Annotated in this window: 4 protein-coding genes and 1 pseudogene; 3 read left to right on the top strand and 2 right to left on the bottom strand. The window is 68.7% G+C overall.

Annotated features, from left to right (window positions below; translation table 11 throughout):
* Positions 1–332 (top strand): annotated as a pseudogene (locus A7A76_RS12945) (hypothetical protein); the annotation flags it as partial.
* Between the two features lie 947 nt (positions 333–1,279).
* Here A7A76_RS12945 and A7A76_RS12940 read toward each other — a convergent pair.
* Positions 1,280–3,268 (bottom strand): SDR family oxidoreductase, encoded by a 1,989-nt coding sequence (locus A7A76_RS12940; protein WP_206411571.1) that lies wholly within the window; start codon positions 3,266–3,268, stop codon positions 1,280–1,282.
* Between the two features lie 155 nt (positions 3,269–3,423).
* Between A7A76_RS12940 and A7A76_RS12935 the strand changes: the two genes are divergently transcribed.
* Positions 3,424–3,681 carry an acyl-CoA-binding protein gene (locus A7A76_RS12935; RefSeq protein ID WP_074865404.1) on the top strand — a complete coding sequence of 86 codons (258 nt, stop codon included), beginning with the start codon at positions 3,424–3,426 and terminating at the stop codon, positions 3,679–3,681.
* 35 nt (positions 3,682–3,716) lie between these two features.
* A complete protein-coding gene (locus A7A76_RS12930; RefSeq protein ID WP_206411570.1) occupies positions 3,717–4,343 on the top strand; it encodes a TetR/AcrR family transcriptional regulator in 627 nt (208 codons plus the stop codon).
* A 76-nt stretch (positions 4,344–4,419) separates the two neighbouring features.
* Here A7A76_RS12930 and A7A76_RS12925 read toward each other — a convergent pair.
* On the bottom strand, positions 4,420–4,722 hold a 303-nt coding region (locus A7A76_RS12925; protein ID WP_206411572.1), incomplete at its 5' end, for a hypothetical protein.

Below are 4,722 nucleotides of genomic sequence, written 5' to 3'. Positions count from 1 at the left end.
CCGCCACGCCGCAACCGGCGCCCATCGCGCCGCCCGCGCCGGCGCCGCACCCCGCGGCCACGCCGGTAGCGTCGGCGTCCACCAGCAACGCCGACGCCGATCGCGCCGAAGTGATCCGCAGCGCCGCGCGCCTGCCCGGCACCGAACGCGCGCTGTGGTCGACCGCGTCGAACCTGCTGATCTACCGTCTCACCGACGCCGAGAAGGCGGACGTCGACGCGATCTGCCAATTGCTGGAGCGCTATCCGGAACTGCGTTCCTCGCGCGTGCAGCTGCAGCCGCCGCCGAACAGCAACAGCCGGGTGCGCTTCTTCCAGTGCAAGGCCTACTGAGCCAGCCGTAGGCCGCTGCAGGAGCGGCGCGAGCCGCGACCGCGGGCTTGCCAGGTTGCGCCGTAAGCGCGGTGGCGCGGTCGCGGCTTGCGCCGCTCCTACAGGGAGCACCGGGCGAGTTGCGAGGATGCTTGAAACGACGAAGCCCGGCACTGCCGGGCTTCGTACGTTTTGTGCGCTGCCGACGCCGCGCAGCGGCCGCAAGCCGCTGTAGGAGCGGCGCGAGCCGCGACTGCGAGTTTGCAAGGTTGCGCCGTAAGCGCGGTGGCGCGGTCGCGGCTTGCGCCGCTCCTACAGGGAGCACCGGGCGAGATGCGAGGATGCTTGAAACGACGAAGCCCGGCACTGCCGGGCTTCGTGCGTTTTGTGCGCTGCCGACGCTGCGCTGCGGCCGCAAGCCGCTGTAGGAGTGGCGCGAGCCGCGACCGCGGGCTTGCCAGGTTGCGCCGTAAGCGCGGTGTCGCGGTCGCGGCTTGCGCCGCTCCTACAGGGGCCTCGGGTGGGTTGCGCGGATGTTTGGAACGACGAAGCCCGGCATTGCCGGGCTTCGTTCGTTTTGTGCGCTGCCGACGCTGCGCAGCAGCCGCAAGCCGCTGTAGGAGCGGCGCGAGCCGCGACTGCGGGCTTGCAAGGTTGCGCCGTAAGCGCGGCGGCGCGGTCGCGGCTTGCGCCGCTCCTACAGGGGCCTCGGGTGGGTTGCGCGGATGTTTGGAACGACGAAGCCCGGCACTGCCGGGCTTTGTGCGCTGCCGACGCTGCGCTGCGGCCGCAAGCCGCTGTAGGAGCGGCGCGAGCCGCGACTGCGGGCTAGCAAGGTTGCGCCGTAAGCGCGGTGGCGCGGTCGAGGCTTGCGCCGCTCCTACAGGGAGCCCGGGTGGGTTGCGCGGATGTTTGGAACGACGAAGCCCGGCGGGGCCGGGCTTCGTCGGCTTGCGATGCGAGCGGGTTTACCAGTGCACGCCGCGCATCAGCGCCGCGAACGCGATCTGTTCGCTGTTGGCGTGTTCGTCCTTGAGCCCCTTGCGGTCGCCCTTGGCCGCGGCCGAGTCGGGGAACAGTTCGAACGCGGTGCTCATCACCACCTCGTAGGCCTTCGGCGCCAGCGCGTTGACCACCGAGGCGAAGATGCCCAGGCGCGTGGCGATGCGGCTGGGCCGCTCGATGATGCCCTTGACCACCAGGTCGGCGGCTTCGTCGGGCGTCAGCGTCGGCACGCTGTCGTACATCTTGGTCGGCGCGATCATCGGCGTCTTCACCAGCGGCATGTTGATGGTGGTGAAGCTGATGCCCTTGCCCGACAGCTCGCCCTGCGCGCAGCGGCTGAACGCGTCCAGCGCGGCCTTCGACGCCACATAGGCCGAGAACCGCGGCGAATTGGCCAGCACGCCGATCGAGGAGATGTTGATGATGTGGCCCTTGCGCCGCTCGGTCATCTTCGGCATGAAGCCCATGATCAGGCGCAGGCTGCCGAAGTAGTTGAGCTGCATGGTGCGTTCGAAATCGTGGAAACGGTCGTAGCTGAGCTCGATCGAACGGCGGATCGAGCGGCCGGCGTTGTTGACCAGGATGTCGACGTGGCCGTGCTCCTTGAGGATGGTCGCGACCAGGCGGTCGCAGTCGGCCATGTCGGCCAGGTCCGCGGTGTAGGCGAAGACCTTGCCGCCGGCGGCCTTCATCGCGTCGCGCGCCTTGAACAGTTCCTCCTCGCCGCGCGCGACGATGACGGTGACCGCGCCGGCCGCCGCGACCTTCTCCGCGGTCGCCAGGCCGATGCCGGACGAGCCGCCGGTGATCACCACGACCTTGTTGCGGACCTTGCCCTTGAGGGTGCGGTCGACGAACAGGTCCGGATCCAGGTGGCGTTCCCAGTAGTCCCACAGGCGCCAGGCGTAATCGTCCAGGTGCGGCACCTTGATCCCGCTGCCGCGCAGCGCGCGCTCGGTCTCGCGGTTGTCGAAGCGGGTCGGATAAGTGATGAACTTCAGGGTTTCCTTGGGAATCTTGAAGTCGCGCAGCAGCATGCCGACGAAGCGCCGCACCGGCGGCAGGTTGCCGACCGCGCCGCGGATGCCGCTGGGCACGAAGGCGAACATGCGCGCGTCGATGCGCATGGTCATCTCCGGCGTGTGGCCGGCGCGGGCGAAGGTGTTGAGCACCTCGCCGACGCGCTGCGGCTCCGGATCGGTCAGGTGGAAGCAATGCCCGTCGAGCTTGGGCTTGTGCGCGATGTGGTCCATCGCATCGACCACGTAGTCGACCGGGATGATGTTGATCCGCCCGCCCTCGACGCCGAGCATCGGCATCCACGGCGGCAGCATCTCGCGCAGCTTCTTGAGGAAGGTGAAGAAGTAGTACGGACCGTCGATCTTGTCCATCTCGCCGGTCTGCGAATGGCCGACCACCATGCCCGGGCGGTAGATCCGCCACTTGATCCGCTTCTCGGCGCGGACCAGGCCTTCGGAATCGTGCTTGGTGCGCAGGTACGGATCGTCCAGGCCCTCGGCCTCGTCGAACATGTCCTCGCGGAACACGCCCGGGTACATGCCGGCGGCGGCGATCGAGCTGGTGTGGTGGAAGCAGCCGGCGTTGAGCGCGGCGGCCAGGTCCAGCGCGTGCTGGGTGCCGTCGATGTTGGCCGCGCGCTGCGATTGCGCGCTGGCGGTGAGATCGTAGATCGCCGCCAGATGGAAGAAATGCTTGATCTTCCCGCTCAGCGCGCGCAATTGCGCCGGCGTCAGCCCGCACTTGGACTGGGTCATGTCGCCCGCCACGGGGATCACCCGCTTGAGGTCCCAGCCCATCTTCCTGGCCGTGGCGTCGAACTTCTTCTGCGAATCCTTGCGCACCAGCACGTGGATCGTGCCCTTGCGTTTCAGCAGGTTGCTGACGAGGAAGCGACCGATGAAACCCGTCGCGCCGGTGACGAAATAGCTCATACCCCTCTCCTGGATGGCCCCGATCGGCCGCCGTTGCGGCGGCATGACGCTACGGTGCCAGAGCGCGGGCGCGGTAACAATTCCTTTCCGTATTGACCCACTCCGGGTCGCATGGTGTGATGCCGCCTCAACCTGGTGCCCAGGAGAGGCCCGCCGTGTCCGATATCCAAGCCGCATTCGAACAAGCCGCCAAGGACGTCCAGTCCCTGCCCGAACGCCCCGATAACGACACCCTCCTGCGCCTGTACGCGCTGTACAAGCAGGGCGCCGAGGGCGACGTCAACGGGCCCAAGCCCGGCTTCTTCGACTTCGTCGGCACGGCCAAGTACGAAGCCTGGGAAAAGCTCAAGGGCACCGATCAGGCCGAGGCCAAGAAGAAGTACGTCGACCTGGTCAAGAAGCTGCGCGGCTGACGCCGCGCCCCGCCCCGCCTTTCCCCGGCCGCCCGATGGCGAAACAGACCCGCCAACGCATCCTCGATGCCGCGTTGATCATGTTCAACGCGCAAGGCGAGCCCAACGTCACCACCAACCACATCGCCGACGAGCTGGAGATCAGCCCCGGCAACCTGTACTACCACTTCCGCAACAAGGACGACATCATCGAGCAGCTGTTCGCTCGATTCGAGGAGCGCATGGACGCCGCCCTGGCCGCGCCGCAAGGGCGCCTGCCGGGGCTGGAGGACATCTGGCTGCAGTTGCACCTGGTGTTCGAGTGCATCTGGGACTACCGCTTCCTCTATCGCGACCTGGTCGAGATCCTCAGCCGCAACCGCCGCCTGCGCATGCGCTTCGCGCGCATCCTCAAGCGCGCCGACGAGCAGGCCCACCTGGTCATGCGCGGGCTGTCGCAGGCCGGGATCATGCGCGCCTCCGGCGACGAACTGGCGGCCACCGCGACCAACGTGCTGGTGATCGCGACGTTCTGGCTCAACTACGCCGCCGCGCGCGGCGACAAGGACGAGCACGCGGCGATCCGCGACGGCATCGTCCAGGTGATGATGCTGCTGTCGCCGTTCCTGCGCGACGCCGAGCGGATGCACCTGAACACGCTGATCCGCGCCTATCTCGACTGAGGCCGGACGCGGCTGAACGCGGGCGGCGACGTCGCGCCGCAACGAAAAGGGCGCCGTTCGGGCGCCCTTTTCGGTATCAGGCCTTGCGCGCGCGGCGCGCGGCCGGCTTGCGCGGGGCGCGACGCGGGGCGGCCTGCTTCGCCGCCGGCTTGCGGCCCTTGCGCTGGGCGCGCGGCTTGCGCTGACCCTTCAGGCCGAGCTTGTCCAGCACCGGCGCCAGCCGCGCCTCGACCTCGGCGCTGAACTGCACCACCTTCGGCTCGACCTGGCCGCGCACGTTCTCGATCCCGCCGACCACGTTGCCGCGCGCGTCCGAGGCCAGATCGCGCACGCGCCGCTGCAGCGCCTCGACCTGCCCGGCCGCGCGGCCGGCGCCGGC

The sequence above is a fragment of the Lysobacter enzymogenes genome, assembly GCF_017168095.1.
GTDB classification, from domain to species: domain Bacteria; phylum Pseudomonadota; class Gammaproteobacteria; order Xanthomonadales; family Xanthomonadaceae; genus Lysobacter; species Lysobacter enzymogenes_D.
This window is presented reverse-complemented; position numbering and strand designations above follow the sequence as displayed.

Excerpts from the sequence above, each read along its gene's own strand:
- A7A76_RS12940 (WP_206411571.1), bottom strand. The coding sequence starts at position 3,268 with ATGAGCTATTTCGTCACCGGCGCGACGGGTTTCATCGGTCGCTTCCTC.
- A7A76_RS12930 (WP_206411570.1), top strand. The coding sequence starts at position 3,717 with ATGGCGAAACAGACCCGCCAACGCATCCTCGATGCCGCGTTGATCATG.